This window comes from Promicromonospora sp. NPDC060271, assembly GCF_042726755.1.
Lineage (GTDB): Bacteria > Actinomycetota > Actinomycetes > Actinomycetales > Cellulomonadaceae > Promicromonospora.
Genome location: NZ_JBHXBG010000073.1, coordinates 1 through 17,178 on the forward strand (window position 1 = coordinate 1; position 17,178 = coordinate 17,178).

General features: G+C 71.9%; 12 protein-coding genes. 1 reads left to right on the forward strand and 11 read right to left on the reverse strand.

Annotation, left to right across the window (positions count from 1 at the left end):
* Window positions 1-43: 43 nt before the first annotated feature.
* From ACFWE2_RS13175 to topA, 4 genes are all read right to left on the reverse strand, one after another.
* Window positions 44-1,714, reverse strand: a complete 1,671-nt coding sequence (locus ACFWE2_RS13175) for an enoyl-CoA hydratase-related protein (RefSeq protein WP_377224676.1) — start codon at window positions 1,712-1,714, stop codon at window positions 44-46.
* A 152-nt stretch (window positions 1,715-1,866) separates the two neighbouring features.
* A complete protein-coding gene (locus ACFWE2_RS13180) occupies window positions 1,867-3,003 on the reverse strand; it encodes a DNA polymerase III subunit delta' (RefSeq protein ID WP_377224677.1) in 1,137 nt (378 codons plus the stop codon).
* Complete coding sequence (gene tmk, locus ACFWE2_RS13185; protein WP_377224678.1) at window positions 3,000-3,725, reverse strand: dTMP kinase; 726 nt, start codon at window positions 3,723-3,725, stop codon at window positions 3,000-3,002. The genes ACFWE2_RS13180 and tmk overlap by 4 nt, the downstream gene beginning before the upstream one ends.
* 94 nt (window positions 3,726-3,819) lie before the next feature.
* On the reverse strand, window positions 3,820-6,633 hold the full coding sequence (gene topA / locus ACFWE2_RS13190; RefSeq protein ID WP_377224679.1) for a type I DNA topoisomerase: 2,814 nt from the start codon (window positions 6,631-6,633) through the stop codon (window positions 3,820-3,822).
* A 241-nt stretch (window positions 6,634-6,874) separates the two neighbouring features.
* Here topA and ACFWE2_RS13195 point away from each other — a divergent pair, with 241 nt between their 5' ends.
* On the forward strand, window positions 6,875-7,879 hold the full coding sequence (locus ACFWE2_RS13195; protein WP_377224680.1) for a phosphatase PAP2 family protein: 1,005 nt from the start codon (window positions 6,875-6,877) through the stop codon (window positions 7,877-7,879).
* Window positions 7,880-7,977: 98 nt separating this feature from the next.
* Here ACFWE2_RS13195 and ACFWE2_RS13200 read toward each other — a convergent pair whose 3' ends face one another.
* The 7 genes from ACFWE2_RS13200 to ACFWE2_RS13230 all read right to left on the reverse strand — a co-directional run bounded on the left by ACFWE2_RS13200 (window position 7,978) and on the right by ACFWE2_RS13230 (window position 17,093).
* Window positions 7,978-9,426, reverse strand: a complete 1,449-nt coding sequence (locus tag ACFWE2_RS13200) for a S1 family peptidase (protein ID WP_377224681.1) — start codon at window positions 9,424-9,426, stop codon at window positions 7,978-7,980.
* Between the two features lie 186 nt (window positions 9,427-9,612).
* Entirely contained in the window at window positions 9,613-10,734 is a 1,122-nt protein-coding gene (locus tag ACFWE2_RS13205; RefSeq protein ID WP_377224682.1) for a S1 family peptidase, read from the reverse strand.
* Between the two features lie 198 nt (window positions 10,735-10,932).
* Window positions 10,933-11,874 carry a LysR family transcriptional regulator gene (locus ACFWE2_RS13210; RefSeq protein WP_377224683.1) on the reverse strand — a complete coding sequence of 314 codons (942 nt, stop codon included), beginning with the start codon at window positions 11,872-11,874 and terminating at the stop codon, window positions 10,933-10,935.
* Between the two features lie 143 nt (window positions 11,875-12,017).
* On the reverse strand, window positions 12,018-13,598 hold the full coding sequence (locus tag ACFWE2_RS13215) for a methyltransferase (protein ID WP_377224684.1): 1,581 nt from the start codon (window positions 13,596-13,598) through the stop codon (window positions 12,018-12,020).
* Between the two features lie 46 nt (window positions 13,599-13,644).
* Window positions 13,645-14,613: a hypothetical protein gene (locus ACFWE2_RS13220; protein ID WP_377224685.1), complete on the reverse strand. Its 969-nt coding sequence runs from the start codon at window positions 14,611-14,613 to the stop codon at window positions 13,645-13,647.
* A 337-nt stretch (window positions 14,614-14,950) separates the two neighbouring features.
* Window positions 14,951-15,283: a CD225/dispanin family protein gene (locus tag ACFWE2_RS13225; RefSeq protein ID WP_357451046.1), complete on the reverse strand. Its 333-nt coding sequence runs from the start codon at window positions 15,281-15,283 to the stop codon at window positions 14,951-14,953.
* A gap of 67 nt (window positions 15,284-15,350) precedes the next feature.
* The gene (locus tag ACFWE2_RS13230; protein ID WP_377224686.1) at window positions 15,351-17,093 is read right to left on the reverse strand and encodes a M20/M25/M40 family metallo-hydrolase; all 1,743 of its coding nucleotides are present in this window, start codon (window positions 17,091-17,093) and stop codon (window positions 15,351-15,353) included.
* Between the last annotated feature and the right edge of the window lie 85 nt (window positions 17,094-17,178).

Here is a 17,178-nt window from a genome sequence, read left to right on the forward strand (position 1 = left end):
CCGAACACCTGACCTTTTACCGACCATCACGCTGGCGGCGAACTCACACCCGGGCCGTGGAGAAGCGCAGCTTCTCCGGGGTGGCGTCCGCGGCCGTCTTGCGCAGGAACGCGCGGCGGTGCACCGAGAAGGCGTTGCGGTCGTCGAAGAAGTCGCGCGCCATCTCGGCCAGCTCGATGGTCTGGTAGTACGACAGCGGCTTGTCCGTCGCCCGGCGCTCCGCGCGCGCGGCCAGCATCCAGCCGAGCGTCGCGGGCTCCTCGTACCCCTGGGCGGCCGACGACAGCCAGGTGTTGAACTCGCCCCACTCGCGCGGTCCGACGGCGCTGATCAGCCCGATGCGGGCCGCCTCGGCGACCGAGATCGGCAGCTTGCGGTTCAGCAGCAGCGACGCGCGGTGCTCGCCCACCCGGGCCGGGACGCTCCAGGAGTGCAGCTCGGAGCCGTAGATCCCCATGTCGTAGTACGGGTTGAGGACGACGCCCTCACGGGCGAGCGTCACGTCCGCGCAGAGGCCCATCATGACGCCGCCCGCGCCCGCGTTCGCGGTGAACGCGGCGACCGTGAGCTGCTCGGCGGTCGCGATGGCGAGGCAGAGCTCGTCGATGGCGCAGATGTTGTCCCAGGCCTCGGCCGCCGGGTCCGGCGACGCGTCGACGGTGCCGAGGTGGATCCCGTTGGAGAACGCGTGCTCGGTGCCCTTGATGACCAGCACCCGGGTGTCCTCGGTGAGGGCCTTCTCGACGGCGCTCGTCAGGCGGCGGCACTGCTCGGTGTACATCGCGCCGCTGTACGAGCGGAACGTCAGGTACCCGACCGCGCCGTCCCGCACGTACGTCGTCTCCGCCAGGGCGTCCGGGACACGGCGGAACGGTGCGCCGCTCGTGTCGATCACCTGGGCTGCCGGGAGCTTGGCGCCGCGGCGGCCGCTGAGCTCGGCGGCGTAGCCGACCCAGAGCGTGCCGACGCCGCAGGCGATCGCCACCGCGTCGAGGTTGCGGCCGACGACGGTGCCGGGGGCTGCACCCGTGTGCTCGGGCGAGGCGACCGCGTCGAACACGCAGACCGACCGGCCGTTGATGCCCGCGGGGGCACCGGGCGCGCCGTCGGCCGCGGCGACGAGGCGCTCCAGCTCGTCCGCGGGACGGCTCCAGTCGATGCGGAAGTCCTCGCGGCGCAGCAGCGGCAGCTCGCCGTCGACGGGCACGATCCGCAGGCAGGCCTCCGCTGGGATCGGCCGCTCGCCGTCGGCGACCTTGCGGACCACCTCACCGATGCAGGCCATCGCGGCATCCGCGACGCGGCTGTTGTAGAGCGCGCTCTTCGCGATCGGCTGGTCGGGCATGTCGAACACCGCCGTGGCCCAGACCGGGCCGGCGTCCAGCTCCTCGACGGCGGACAGCGCGGTGACGCCCCAGCGGTCCCGGCCGTCGCGGATCGCGTGGTCCAGCGACGAGGGCCCGCGGTCACCCACGGGACCCGGGTGCACGATGACGGTCGGCCAGCGGTCGTAGATCGTGTCCGGCACGCGGTGCTTGAGGAACGGGCACAGGATCAGGTCGGGGTCCGCACGCTCGACGGCCCGCGTCATGGCGGCACCCGACTCGAACGTCGGGGCGAGCTCGACTCCGACGTCATGCCCCTGTTCCCTCAGGGAACACCAGACCCGCTGGGTGAGACCGTTGAAGGCTGAGACCAGCAGGAGGATCCTCATCGGGCGGTGGACTCCTTGTCGCACGGAAAAGCTCTGGGGGCGTCCGCAGCCTAACCACGGACGCCAATCGGGACAATCTGCCTTGGTGGTCCAGCTTCACCCGCGCCAAATCTTCACAGGTCAGATCCGCAGGTGCTCGACCACCCCGGCGGTCAGCCTTGCGGGCGCAGGGCTATGGCCATCGCCTCGAGCGCGAGCAGCGGGGCCACGTTGCCGTCCAGGCGGGTACGCGCGACGCCTATCGAGTCCATCCGCCGCACCGTCTGCTCAGGGGTGGAGTCGGCGGCCAGGAGGCGCACCGTCTCCGCGAGCTCGGCGTTCACGAGGTCGACGTCCGCGCCGAGCTGCACCACGAGCACGTCCCGGTACAGGGAGAGCAGGTCCACCATGGCGCGGTCGAGCACGTCGCGCTGATGCCGCGTCGCGCGCCGCTTCTGGTCGTCCTCGAGCTGCTTGAGCTGCGACCGCAGGCGCGGCGGCAGGGTCTCGCCGTCGGCCACGCCCAGGCCACGCATGAGCTCGGCCTTCTCGGCCGCATCCCGTTCCTGGGTGGCGGACACGGCCTCCGCCTTGGCGACGTCCACGAGCTCACCGGCGGCGAGCACCGCGTCCCCGACCCCGCGGATGCGCCGGGCGATGCTCAGCACGGCGGTACGTCGCTCACGCGCCCCGGCGTCGCGCGCCAGCCGCTTCGCGAGGCCGACGTGGCTCTGGGCCGCGCGGGCCGCGCTCAGCGCGATCGCCGGGTCGGCCCCGTCGCGGCGCACCAGCAGGTCCGCGACCGCCTGCGGCGGGGGGACGCGCAGCACCACCGCACGGCAGCGCGACCGGATGGTCGGCAGGACGTCCTGGACCGACGGCGCGCACAGCACCCACACCGTGTGCGGCGGGGGCTCCTCGATCGTCTTGAGCAGGACGTTCGTGGTGCGCTCCGCCATGCGGTCGGCGTCCTCGATCACGATCACGCGCCAGCGCCCGCCGGACGGCGACCGGGACGCCGTCATGATCAGGTCCCGCACCTCGTCGATCGCGATGACCACCTTCTCCGTGGCCAGCAGCGTCACGTCCGGGTGGGTGCCTGCCATGGTCGTCGTGCACGCCTGGCAGACACCACAGCCGCCCTGGGTGCACTGGAGCGCTGCCGCGAAGGCACGGGCCGCCACCGACCGTCCGGAGCCCGGCGGGCCGGTCACCAGCCACGCGTGCGTCATCGCCGTCGGGTTCGCCACGGCGCTCTGGAGCGTGGCGACCGCGTGCTCCTGCCCGACGACGTCGTCCCACACACTCATGAGTGGTCCTCGCCGCGGGACTCGGCGGCATCGGCCTCTGCGACGGCTGCTGCCTCGGCGAGGGCACCCGCCTCGGCGACGACCGGTGTGAGGCCCAGCCGGGCCGAGAGATCCACCCTGATCTGTGCCTGGATGTCGTCGACGGGCAGTGCAGCGTCAAGGATCACCCAGCGCCCCGGTTCCGCGGCCGCTCGCTGGAGGAACGTGTCCCGGACCCGGGTGTGGAACTCGAGGCCCGCACGTTCCAACCGGTCGAGGGCGCCCTTGCCGTCGGCCCCGGCACGCCTGGCCGCCGCTGCCCCTGGCTCGAGGTCGAGCAGGATCGTGATGTCCGGCCGCAGGCCCTTCGCCGCCCACAGGGAGAGGTGCTCCACCTCGTGGCTCGGCAGGTCGCGGCCGCCGGACTGGTAGGCGACGGACGAGTCGAGGTAGCGGTCGGTGATCACCACCGCGCCACGACCCAGCGCCGGCCGCACCACCGTCTCCACGTGGTGGGCGCGGTCAGCGGCGTAGATCAGCGCCTCGGCCCGCGGACCCATGTCCTGGCCGTGCATGACCGCCGCCCGCAGCTCCTTGCCGAGCGCGGTGCCGCCGGGCTCGAACGTGAGCACGACCTCGCGGCCGGTCAGGTCGGCCAGCCAGTCGCCGAGGAGGCGGGACTGGGTCGACTTGCCGACGCCCTCGCCGCCCTCGAAGGAGATGAAGTAGCCCGGTTCGTTCACGCGGCAACCCTAACCGCGCCCACCGACACCCACCGGGTGGGGAACGGGTCCGGCGTGCGGGGGCCGCCGGAGCGACCCGCACGCCAGACCCGTGCTACTTGCTCGAGCTCGACGCCTTCTTGGCGGCAGGCTTCTTGGCCGGGGCCTTCTTGGCGGCCGGCTTCTTGGCCGTCGACGCCCGTGTGGTGCGCTTCTTGGCGGGGCCCTGGGCACGCTTCTCCGCGAGCAGCTCGATCGCCCGCTCCGCGGTGATCGACTCCGGCGTGACGTCGCGCGGCAGGGTGCGGTTGGTCTCGCCGTCGGTCACGTACGGGCCGAACCGGCCGTCCTTGACCTGGATCGGCTTGCCGCTGTTGGGGTCGTCCCCGAGCTCGCGCAGCGGCGGGGTGGCCGTGCGCCCACGGCCCCGCTTGGGCTGCTTGTAGATCTCCAGCGCCTCCTCGAGGGTGACCGTGAACATGGCCTCCTCGGACGGCAGGGTGCGCGAGTCCGTGCCCTTCTTGAGGTACGGGCCGTAGCGGCCGTTCTGCGCCGTGATCTCGTCGCCCGACTCCGGGTCCGTGCCAACGACGCGCGGCAGCGACATGAGCTGCAGGGCGTCCTCCAGGGTCACCGAGTCCAGGGACTGGGTCTTGAGCAGCGACGCCGTCTTCGGCTTGGGCAGGGCGGCCAGCGCCCGCTTCTTCGCCGCGGCCGAGAGGTCCGGGTCGAGGTCCGGCTCGGGAAGCTGCTCCGTGACGTACGGGCCGTAGCGGCCGTTCTTGGCGATGACCGGGTTGCCCGTCTCGGGGTGCGTGCCGAGCACGCGGCCGTCGTCGGCCCCCGCCGCGAGCAGCTCGCGCGCCTTGGCGACGGTCAGCTCGTCGGGCGCGACGTCGTCGGGCACCGAGGCGCGGGGCGGGGTCTTGCCCTCCTCGACCTCGGCCGCGAGGTCCTCGAGGTACGGGCCGTAGCGGCCCACCCGCACGCGGATGCCCTCGCCGATGTCAACTGAGTTGATCGCGGCGGCGTCGATCTCGCCGAGGTTCGCCACGAGCGCGCGCAGACCGCCGCCGTCGCTGTCCACGCCGAGCTCGTCGGACGTGCCGAGGTTGCCCGGCGCCTCGCCGAAGTAGAACTCCTTGAGCCACGCCACCCGCTCGCGCGACCCGGCGGCGATCTGGTCGAGATCGGCCTCCATGGTGGCGGTGAAGTCGTAGTCGACCAGCCGGTCGAAGTGCTCCTCCAGCAGGCGGATCACCGCGAAGGCGAGCCACGTCGGCACCAGCGCCTGGCCGCGCGTGATCACGTAGCCGCGGTCCTGGATGGTCGAGATGGTCGCCGCGTAGGTGGACGGGCGGCCGATCCCGCGCTCCTCCAGCGCCTTGACCAGCGACGCCTCGGTGTAGCGCGCGGGCGGCGACGTGGAGTGGCCGTCGGCGGTCAGGTCCGTACCGGTCAGCGCGTCACCCTCGGACATCGTCGGCAGGCGAGTCTCCTTGGCCGCCGCGCCCTCGGCCGCCTCGGTGTCGGCGTCCGCACCCTCCTCGTAGGCCGCGAGGAACCCGCGGAACGAGATCACCGTGCCCGACGCCGAGAACACCGCCTCGTTGCCGTCCTGCTCGCCGCCGACGATCGTCGCGCCGAGCCGGACGGACGCCGTCGAACCCTTCGCGTCGGCCATCTGCGACGCGACGGTGCGCTTCCAGATGAGCTCGTACAGGCGGAACTGGTCGCCGCTCAGCTCGCCGGCGACCTGCGCAGGGGTCCGGAACGAGTCGCCCGCCGGGCGGATCGCCTCGTGCGCCTCCTGGGCACCCTTCGACTTGGACTGGTAGAGGCGCGGCGCGCCCGGCACGTACTCGGGGCCGTACAGCTCCGCGGCCTGGCGGCGCGCGGCGCTGGTGGCCTCTGCCGACAGCGACGGGCTGTCGGTACGCATGTAGGTGATGTAGCCGTTCTCGTACAGACCCTGCGCGGTGCGCATGGCCTGACGCGACGACATCCGCAGCTTGCGGCCCGCCTCCTGCTGCAGCGTTGAGGTCGTGAACGGCGCCGCCGGACGGCGCGTGTACGGCTTGGTCTCCAGGCTGCGGACGGAGAAGTCGGCGGCCTGGAGCCCGGAGACGACGGCGGTCGCGGTGGACTCGGAGAGCTGCACGACGCCCGTTCGGACCTTGAGCCGCCCGCGGTCGTCGAAGTCACGGCCCGAGGCGACCTTGGCGCCGGCGAGCTGGGTGAGCCGGGCGCGGAAGGAGGGCTGGCCCGAGGCGGCGCCGCCGTCGTCGGCCACCGCGAACGTACCCGCGACGTCCCAGTAGTCCGCTGAGACGAACGCCATACGCTCGCGTTCCCGCTCGACCACCAGACGCGTCGCCACCGACTGCACGCGGCCGGCGGACAGGCCCTGGCGCACCTTGCGCCACAGCACCGGCGACACCTCGTAGCCGTACAGGCGGTCGAGGATGCGCCGGGTCTCCTGGGCGTCCACGAGGTCCTGGTCCAGCTCGCGGGTGTTCTCCAGGGCGCGGAGGATCGCGTCGCGGGTGATCTCGTGGAACACCATGCGCTTGACCGGGACCTTGGGCTTGAGCTCCTGGATCAGGTGCCAGGCGATGGCCTCGCCCTCGCGGTCCTCATCGGTCGCGAGGAAGAGCTCGTCGGCGTCCTTCAGAGCCTTCTTGAGCTCGCTGACCTTCTTCTTCTTGTCCGCGTGCACCACGTAGTACGGGTCGAACCCGTTGTCCACGTCGACCGAGAACTTGCCGTACGGGCCCTTCTTCATCTCCGCGGGCAGGTCCTTGGGCTGCGGGAGGTCGCGGATATGCCCGACGCTGGCTTCGACCTCGTAGTCGTCGCCGAGGTAGCTCTGGATCTTGCGAGCCTTCGTGGGCGACTCCACGATCACGAGCTTGCGTGCCTGGGACATCCGGTCCTGCCTGCTTCCTGCGGGGTCTGGGGAGGGCGTCGAGCGCCGTTGGAGAGTTCACGGTACGCCAGACACAACGGCTCGCACCCTATCCGGGCCGACAGCCGGTTGCCCGGTGGTCCCGCATGACCGTGGTGATTTTCACCCAAGGCGTGATGAGCGACGTGCCGAGGTGTGATGAACAACGGAGCGTTACACCGGACACACCGTCTCTTCAGCAGCCTCCCCTACGGTGGGGACCATGACGGACCAGACGCTCCCGCTGCCCGATCATCCGCGGCCCGCGCACGGCCGCGTCGTCGGGACGGCGAAGGCGTACCCGCCGCCCGCCGGGCCGGACGGTTCCGCCCAGGACGAGAGCAGCACCCACTACGCGGGTCCCCGGACACCGAGGCGCCGGCCCCGGGCGGCGCCCCGTATCACCGCCGTGATCGTGGCTGCGGTCGCGCTCTGGGCGGTGTGGGCGACGTGGGACACGTTCGTCGCGTCGCCCCTCGGCCAGCGTGCGGACCAGCTCGCGCTCGAGGGCGCGGCGCGCGGTCAGAACACCCTCTGGGAGCTCGCCGAACCGGTGCTCGGAGTGGTGTCGAACTCGTTCATCGGCCTCGGCCTTGCGGCTGCCGTGATCCTCGCGCTGGCCCGCGGCCGGTGGTGGCTCGCCGTGCAGGTCGCGATCCTGGTGGGCGGCTCGAACCTCACCACGCAGGTGCTCAAGCACGCGGTGCTCGACCGGCCCGCGCTGCTCGACGTCCCGCGAGCGGACATCAACACCCTGCCCAGCGGGCACACGACGGTAGCCGCGTCCATCGCGGCCGGGCTGCTCATCGCGGTCCCCCGGCGCTGGCGGCCCGTGGTCGCGGTGGCCGGCGCCGCATACACGGGAGCCACCGGCGTGTCCACGCTGATCGGCCAGTGGCACCGGCCCTCCGACGTCGTCGCCGCGATCCTCGTGGTGCTCGCCTGGGGTGCCGCGGTGTGCGCGCTGAGCTCGCCGTCGTCCCTGGACGCTCCGCAGGACGGACCGCAGCCGGGGACGTCCGGCGCTGCCGCACTGCTGCTGCTCGGCGCGGCCGGCACCGGAGCGCTCGCCGTCGGCGCCCTGGGCAGCGTGCGGGGCGACGGATGGGGCCTGCCGCTGGGTGGGGACCTGACCGCCTACATGGGCGGGATGCTCGGCGTGGTGGCGGTGACGCTGGCCGCGTTCGCGCTCCTCCTCCTGGTCCGCCAGTCGACGGCACGCCCGTGACAGACGCCCGGCCGTCGAGGTAGAGCGCCTGTCCGGGTCTCCCCGGCATCACCAGGAAGTCTCGGGCAGGCGCTCTACGACGGTCGGGCGTCAGGCCGTCACGGGGTCGAGTAGCCGCCCGTGTACGAGCCCGAGCCGGAGTACGAGAGCACACGCCAGCGGTAGGTGCCCGCCGTGCCCGAGTAGCTCACGCTCTCGTCGGGGGCCGAGGTGATCCCCTGTGCGACGTTCGACCACGTGCTGCCGGAGAGCTTCTGCAGGTAGAGGTCGAAGTCGACACCGCTGGGGCCGTCGAGGCAGCCCGTGATGGTGCCCGCCCCGGACGAGAAGCCGCTGCTGCTCGGCTTGTAGGTGGAGGCGCCGCTGCTCAGCGAACCGCTGAACGCCGTCTCCTGGCTCGCGCAGCCCGGAGGCGGCGTGGTGCCACCGCCGCCGGTGAGCAGCGTCACGCTCGCGGCACTGAGGGCCTCGTTCACCGGCTGGAAGTACGTGGTGCCGCCGGAGGAGCAGTTGCCGTTGCCGCCCGACGTCATGCCCTGGGCCTGCGTGCCGGCGAGCAGCGAACCGCCCGAGTCACCCGGCTCCGCGCACACGTTGGTACGGATGAGGCCCGAGACACTGCCCTCCGCGTAGTTCACCGTGGCGTTGAACGCCTGGATCGTGCCGCAGTGCCAGCCGGTCGTGGAGCCCGAGCGGCAGACGGACGCGCCGACGGCGGCCTGGGTCGAGCCCGCGACGTTGACGGTGCCACCGCTGTAGTTGTTGACCGCCCCGATCGGGGTGTCGTCCGAGCCGACGTTCACGTACGCGTAGTCGTTGCCCGGGAACGAGGACACCTGGAAGGTGCCGCTCGGCTGGGTGGTGGTGGCGCCGCGCGAACCACAGTGTCCGGCGGTGACGAAGCCACCGGTGACCGAGAAGCCGACCGAGCAGCGTCCGCCGCCGATGTAGTAGGCGTTGCCGCCGATGACGTTGATGAGGGTGCGCGGCATCGCGGCGACCTCGACCACGGAGACGGCGGAGAGCCCTGCCCGCTCGACGGCGGCGGCGACGGCGCCCTTGGCTCCCTTCGCCACCTCCACGACCACGGAGTTGGACTCGACGTCCACGTAGGAGGCGGCGACCTTGGCGTCCGGAGCAGCCCGGTAGGCCTTGGTGGCCAGCCGCTCGAGCTGGCTCAGCGACTTGTCGACGGTGACTGCGTTGGCACCGGCGGCACGGACCTTGGCGGCTGCTGCCTTGTCGGTGACGGCGACGAACAGCTCGCTGCCGTCCACCCACGCCCCGGCGTAGCCGGTCTCGAGGGCCTTGACGATGGTGTGCTGCTTCTCGGACAGCGCCTTGTCGATCTTGATGCGGTCCACCGCCTGCGCGGTGGTGAGGCCGAGGTCGCGCTCCATCGCTGCGACCATGCCGGGGGCGTAGCCGGCAACGGAGGGCTTGTCGGAACCGGCGGCAGTGCCTGCGGTAGCGGCGGTGATGCTGGCGGCGAGGAGCGTCGCAGCGGCTGTGGCCACGGTGATCGCTCTGAAGGATGTGCGTCTCATGTCCAGCGACTCCTTGTCGTCGGGGCAATGAATTCACCCAGTGCGGCAAAGCGTAGGGTCGCGTCCAGGAAACTCCCAGATACCGATTAGGACATATCGGAGCAATATGCGGGCATGCCGAAGAGCGGATAGGGGATGGCCCTATCCGCCCCTCGGACGAGGAAGTGCCGCACTAGCGGGGTTGGATCACCTCGTCAGCAGGGACACACCGGCGGCGCTCAGCGCCTCGCCCACCGGCTGGAAGTACGTGGTGCCACCGGAGGAGCAGTTGCCCGAACCGCCGGAGGTCATGCCCTGGGCCTGGGTGCCGGCGAGCAGCGAACCGCCCGAGTCGCCCGGCTCGGCGCAGACGCTGGTCCGGATGAGGCCGGAGACGCTGCCCTCCGCGTAGTTCACGGTCGCGTTGAGCGCCTGGATGGTGCCGCAGTGCCAGCCGGTCGTGGAGCCCGAACGGCAGACCGTCGCGCCGACCGCGGCCGCGGACGAGCCCGAGACGTTCACGGTGCCGCCGTTGTAGTTGTTGACCGAGGCGATCGGGGTGTCGTCGGAGCCGACGTTCACGTACGCGTAGTCGTTGCCCGGGAACGAGGACACCTGGAAGGTGCCGCTCGGCTGGCTGGTGGTGGCACCGCGCGAACCGCAGTGGCCCGCGGTGACGAAGCCGCCGGTGGCCGCGAAGCCGACCGAGCAGCGGGAGCCGCCGATGAAGTAGGCGTTGCCGCCGATCACGTTGATGAGCGTCCTGGGCCGCTCCGCGGCGGTGGACAGTGTGACGGCGGAGGCGGGCACGCCCGCCTCGGCGACCGCGGCGGCGACGTCCGCCTTGGCGCCCCGGACCACGTCGATGACGATCTCGTTCGTCTCGACGTCCACGTAGTACGAGGCGACGTCGGACTCGGACAGCGCGCCGTCGAGGTCCGCCGTCCACGCGTCGAGCGCCGCGAGCGAGTTCTTCACGGTCACGGGAGTCGCTCCGGCCGCGCGTACCGCGGCCGCGTCGGCGGCGTCGGTCACCGCGACGTGCAGCTCGTCGGTGCCCTCGACCCACGCGCCGGCGTAGGACGACGCACCGAGCGACCTCTCCAGGCTCCGCTGCGTTCCCGCCAGGGCCTCCTGCGCCTTGATCTGCGCCACGGCCTCGGCGGTGCTCAGGCCGAGGTCGCGCTCCATCGCGGCGACCATGCCAGGGGCGTACCGCGCCGCGGCCTCGGCGTCGGGCTGGGCGGCTGCGACGGCGTTGATGGTGCCGGCGAAGAGGCCCACGGTGGCGGTTGCCACGGCGAGACCCCGGAGGGAAGTACGACTCATCTCAGCGACTCCTTGTGTCGGAGAGCAGGTGAAAAGACCACCTGAGGGCGACTATTCACCCGTGCGCTCAACCTAGGAGGAGTCGGACGTCACGTACAGATCACACTCAGGTCATACATATTTCATATGGAGTGCAAACCGGCCGGACGTCAGATCAGCCCCTACCTGTATCGGCTGACCCTGCGGTTCCGCTCCGGCTCAGCCGAGCATCCCGTACATCGCCAGCCACTGTTCGTACTGGGGGCTGCGCCGCACGGCGTCCCGGTGCGCACGGTGCGCGGCGCCCTCGACGGCCTCCAGGTCCACACGCAGGTCGGCGTCGTGCCGCCAGCCCAGGTAGTGCGTGCGCCGCAGGGGCGCCCCGGTGAGCGGCACCGTCACCACGCCCGGCGGGTCGAGCTGCCCGGGCTCCACGAGCGCGACGGCGCGCCCCGCCCGCACCTGGTCGACGGCGATGGTCCACTCGGCCTCGCCCATGCCGCGCGGGGTGAACCCCGCGCGCACGCACGCGGACACGAAGCACTCCTCGAGGCAGCCCTGGGAGGGCACGCAGAGCCACTGCTCCTCGGCCAGCTCGGCGAGCGAGACCTCCGGCTTGCCCGCGTACGGGTGGTGCTCATCGATGAGGACGAACATCGGGTCGGTGCAGACCCGGGTCCACGCGACCTCACCCGCGGACGGCGGTGACACGTCCGAGCACATCCCGACCAGCCCGACGTCGATGGTGCCCCGAGCGAGCCGGGACGCCACGTCGTCGGCGAGATGGGGCATGGCCGTGGTGACCTGGGCGCCGGGTATGGCGATGTGGAGCTGGTTGACGAAGAGGCCGCCCAGCGCGGTGCCGGTGATGCCCACCCGGACCGTCTCACCCTTTGCCACGTCACCGTTGACGAGGCGTTCGGCGTCGTCGGCGAGGGCCGACATCGCCGGGAGCAGCACGCGCGCGTGCCGCAGTATCAGCTCACCGAGCTCGGTCGGGCGCGCACCGAAGCGGTCGCGGACGAACACGTTCCCGCCCAGCGACCGGTCGATGCGGTTGAGCTGCGCAGTCAACGCCGGCTGCGCGATGCCGAGAGCAGCGGCCGCCTTTGTGACGCTGCCCGACTCGGCAACAGCGACGACCATCCTCAAGTGCCGCATGTCGAGTTCCACACGGTGGAAAATATCTGTCATAGCACCAGATGTCTCTGTTCTGAACAAGATTTATCGGTGCGCGCGACCGAAAGTTACGTCCGCGAAACGGATGGACCACCTACAGCGGGGCTGATGATGGCCTTCTTGCGTCATTCTGCAAGGAAACCGTCACGAACCAGACGGCGGACAGCCGGGAGAAGCTCTGCGGCAAGGTCGCCGACCGGGACGTCGAACAGTGACGCGAGGGCTCCGACGATCTGCCCCACCGACAGCTCGCCGTCGCACGCACCCACCAGCGCGGCGAGCGGGCTCGACGCCTGCACACCACGCCCCAGGCCGTCCCCCTGCCGCAGGATGACGATGTTCGGGTCGGCGGCGCCGGGCGTCAGATAGCGCTCCTCGGTGATGTCGGCGGCCGTGACCAGGCGCGACGCGGCGAGCGCCGCGTCGTCGCGCGCCGCGAGCCAGTCGTGGCCCGCGAGGCTGCGCGCGATGTGCGCGCCGAGCGGCTGCCGGACCGAACCCGTGTGCTCCTCCAGGCGCCGCAGCGTGGCCGGACCGGACAGCGGACGACGAAGGGTCACCAGCCCGAAGCCGACCGCCTCGACGTCCCGGGACTCGAAGTCGTCGAGCCATGCGCCGTAGGCCGCTGCCCAGGCGTCCGGCTCGCGGTCGGCGGTGGTGCCGCCGTCCCGGATCCACGTCTCGGCGTACTCGGCGGGGTCGAGGACCTCGCGCTGGATGATCCAGCCGTCCAGGCCCGCGTCGTCGAGCCATGCGCCGACCCGTTCGGTCCACGGCTCACCCCTGCGGTGCTCCCAGTTGCCGAGGAGCTGCGCGGTGCCACCCGGCGCGAGCACGTCGCCCACGTGGAGGATCAGGTCCCGCACCAGGTCGTCGCCGGCCCTGCCGCCGTCGCGGTACTCGTAGTCGCCGAGCGCGTCGGCGAGCGCTCGCCCCGCCGCCCCGGCGTGCGGGGTGATCACGAACGGCGGGTTGGAGACGACGAGGTCGAACTGCTCCCCCGCGACCGGCTCCAGCATCGACCCGTGCCGCAGCTCCAGCTCCGTCCCGCCCCGGGTGTTCAGCGCGGCGTTGAACGCCGCGAAGGCCAGCGCCCGCCGCGAGATGTCCGTCGCCACCACGTGCTGCGCGTGCCGCGCCGCGTGCAGGGCCTGGATGCCGCAGCCGGTACCGAGGTCGAGCACCCTGCCCGTCGGGCTGCGCACCGTCACCTGCGCGAGCGTGAGGGAGGCACCGCCCGCGCCCAGCACGTGGTCCGTGGCCAGGCGTCCGCCGGTGACGAGCTCGCCGAGGTCCGAGGCGAGCCACCAGCTCGCGTCGCCGAAGGCGTCCACCGAGGAGTAGGGGCGCAGGTCCACGACGGCGTACACCTCGTCGTCGTCCCCCGTGCCCTGGGCGGCGACCAGGCCGAGGCGCTCCGCACCCGCGGTCCCCGTCCCGGGCAGCGCCCGGTCGAGGGCCGAGCGCGGCACGGCCCCGCCCAGGAGGAACAGGCCCGCGAGGGTGGCCAGCGGGTCGGGCCGCGACGACGGCGTGGCACCCAGCGCGGCCAGCGCACGGCGAGCCGGCAGGGACTGTTCGCGGTGCAGCGCCGCGGAGGCGACCGGGCCCAGCAATCGCTCGACACCGTCGACGTCGTAGTCGGAGGCGACCAGGTCGTCATGGAGGGAGTCGACGAGGGCACGGTCGGTCACGGGAGGCAGCACGGACCTATCCTGCCCGCAGACGCCCGCCCGTCACCACGCGGGAGGCCTACCCGCGGCAGTTGGAGGCCACGAACTCCTGCACACGCCGGGACGCCTCGACCATCGCCTCGGTGTCGAGCTCCTGCTGCGCCCCGCCCACCGCGTCGCTCACAGCGGGGCCGTCGGTCGCCTTCACCTTCTCGATGTTGTTGGCGACCGTCGAGTAGTACGTGAAGGCGATCGCCCAGTCCCCTGCGATCGCCTCGGGCGGGGTGACGCCCTGCAGGGCGTTGCGGGCGTTGATGAATCCCTTGCGCAGGGTCTCGGGCTGGTCCTCGACCATCGCCGACTGCGCGTTGGCTGCCTGTGTCCACGCCATCTGTGTCTGGGCGCACGATGCGGCGTCCGTGGTGGAGAGCGCCGTTTCGCCGCCCTGGAGGGTGGTCATCCCCCAGCCGGTGCCGAGGCCGAGCGCTGCGGCGGTCACGCCGGCGAGCACCAGCACGAGCGTCTTGTCCAGCAGCTTCGGCAGACCCCGGCTCAGGGTTCGCTTGATCCGCTTCTGCTGCGCGGTGTCGGGGGCCGACAGGCGGCCCTTCGGGCGCTGCTTGCCCGCCTTGCGCGACTCGGTCTTTCTCGACTCGGACTTTCTCGGTTCGGCCTTGTGCGGATCGGCCGTGCGCGGCTCCGGCTCGCCCGGCCCGGCGAGCAGGGCGTCGCCAGGCTCGGCCACATCGGGACGGTGCACCGTGCCTGCCTCGTCCGGCAGCGCCTCGGCCTGGTAGTCGTCCTCGGCCACCGGGACCGGGTTCAGCGGGAAGCCACCGGCCGGGGTGGGCGCGGACTCCGACTTCGGCGCACCCTTCGTGCCGGACTTCGCGCCCTTGCCCTTCGACCGCGACTTCACGGCCTTGCCGCTCTTGCCACCCGCGTTCTTGCCCCGGCCGCGCGTCACGGCGGGTTCGGCGGCCGCTACGGAACCCCATGGATTGGCGTCGCCGTCGCTCTCGCCGTCCGCGATGACGGGCGGCGGCACGTGTCCCCATGGGGTGCCTGTCGTGTCGTCGACAGGGGTGGGATCCGCAGGGGCACCGGCACCCGAGGCACTGCCCCAGGGGATCGGTGCTGGCTCGCTCTGCGCGAGACTCTCGGCCCACTCGAGGGCGCTGGCCCCGGGCGCGGCCTCTCCGGCCGCGAGGCTCTCCGCCCACGTGAGCGCATTCGATGCGGGGGGACCACCAGCGCGAGACGCAGCACGACCACCCCGCGAACCCTTGCGCCGTGTCGCACTCATAGCCGCGCACTTTACCCGCTCGTCCCACCGGCGCAGCAGGGGCAATCGTGTGATACGTGGCGAACTGGGGGTGAAGTTGCTACAGGTTCAGGTAGTTGATGCTCGACCAGAACACCACGACGATGACCGCGACGATTCCGATCGCGAGCGACAGGAGCCCCCAGTTGCGCGCGCGGCGCGACGCTTTCCTGGACTTGTCGTGCTCCTGGGCCTTCCACAGGGCATTCACGCGCAGCGCGCTCACCAGTGCGACCAAACCCGTCGGCGGGAAGCAGAAAATTGTCACCAGGACGGCGAACACGAGATACGTCCGCGGCGGATACTGCAGCTGCGCGGGGTACGTGTGGACGTTGACGTGCACCGGCGAACGCGACCCGCCCGGGACCGCGGGCGGCAGGGCGGAGCTGCTCATGGACGCCTCCCTCTTCTGTGTAAAGGGAGAACTTAGTCCACTTTCGGCGATTTGTTGAATGTGCTGGTCAGCCGGGTATTTTGCGCAGTACCTCACGATAGAAATGCACGCCGCGGCCCAAGGAATCAACGCTCACGTGCTCGCCCACGCCGTGAATCGACTGCCGCTGAGCGCGTGACAGAACGAACGGGCTGAACCGATAGACGTGGTCGCTGATGGGGGTGAAGGTGCGCGAGTCGGAGGCCGTGAGCAGCACGTAGGGCACCACCACCGCGTCGGGATACGACGCGCCGATCGCCTCGCTGAGCAGGGTGAACTGCTGGCTGTCCGTCGGCGAGACCTCGCTGGGCTCGCTGCTCTGCACCACCTCGAGCACGACCTTCTTGTCGCCGATGACCCGGCGCAGCCGCGCGACCGTCCGGTCCACCGTCTCGCCGAGCGCCACCCGGACGTCCAGGCGAGCACGAGCCGACGACGCCGCCACGTTCGCCCCCGCGCTCCCCTGGAGCTCGGTGACCGCGACGGTCGTCCGGACCAGGGCCGCGGCCTCCGGACCGCCTCCGGCGAGCAGCCAGGCGGCGACCTTGCGCAGGGGCCCGGCGGCCAGCCTGGTCGCCACCTTGAGCCCCAGGCCTTTCGCACCGCTCACACCGGGCGCGACGCGGTCCAGCATCTGAGCCGTCGGCGCGTTGACCTTCGCCGCGAAGCGATGGCGGGTGACCCGTGTGATCGCACGGGCGAGACGCGTCGTGGCCGACTGCTTGCCTGGCACGGCGGCATGCCCGCCGACGTCGGAGGTGTACAGGTTGACGCCGACGAGGCCCTTCTCCGCGACCCCCACCATCGCCGCCTGCCGGCTCAGCCCCGGGAAGGCGTCCGTCACGACGCCGCCGCCCTCGTCGATCACGAGCCATGGGCGCACACCGAGCTCGTACAGGCGCCGGACGGCGATCTGCGCGGACTCGCCCGCCGTCTCCTGGTCCGCACCGAAGAACAGCCAGATGTCCCGCTCGGGCACGAAACCGTCGCCGAGCAGCGTCTCGACGGCGTCGAGCAGGGCGACGAGCCCACCCTTGTCGGCGAGCGTGCCGCGGCCGTGCACCACCCCGTCGCGGATCTCGCCGGAGAACGGGTTGGTCGGCCAGTCCGCGGCCTGGACCGGTGCGACGTCCTGGTGGGCCATGAGGACCACGGGGAACGGGTGCAGCACGTCCTGCCGCCCGCGGCCCGGCCACCGGTAGAGCAGACCGTGGTCACCCGCCGGCTCGCTCTGCAGGGCGTGCACGCGGGGATAGAACGCCGCCAGCGCCGCCCGGTGCCTGGCGAACGACTCGTGGTCGACGTGCTGCGGGTCCCACGACGAGACGGTGGGGATCTGCACGAGCGAGGACAGGTGCGACGCGGCGATGTGACCGGCCGAGGCGTGCCGCTCGCCGTACGGCTCCGAGGAGGCGAAGGCCGACGAGCCCTTCCGGTCGCCGAGCACCGCGTCCGGAGCGGCGGGCTGCTCCGCGACCGGCCGCGCCTGCTGCGCCGTCGTGTCACCGGACGCCGCACGCGGGGCCTGTGTCCGGCGCCCGTCGGACGTCGTGGACGCGGACCGCGCGGGCGAGCTGACCGGGCGCGTCGCCGACAACGAGGCAGGGGACGTCGCCCCGCGCGGCTCGGCGGCGGACCCGGGCCTCGGCCCGGGTGCCGGCTCGGCGGCGGGTTCGGCGGACGGTGCCGCAGCCGGCTGGACTGCCGCCTTGGCGATCATCTCGGCCGTGACCTGAGGGATGGCCTCGGTCGGGTCGATATCGGCGCTCACGGGACCTTCTCCTGCTCCGGGTGTCCCACGAAGGGGGCTCCTGCGTGGGGGCTCTCGTCGGCGCCCGCGGACCGCGGAGCGTTCG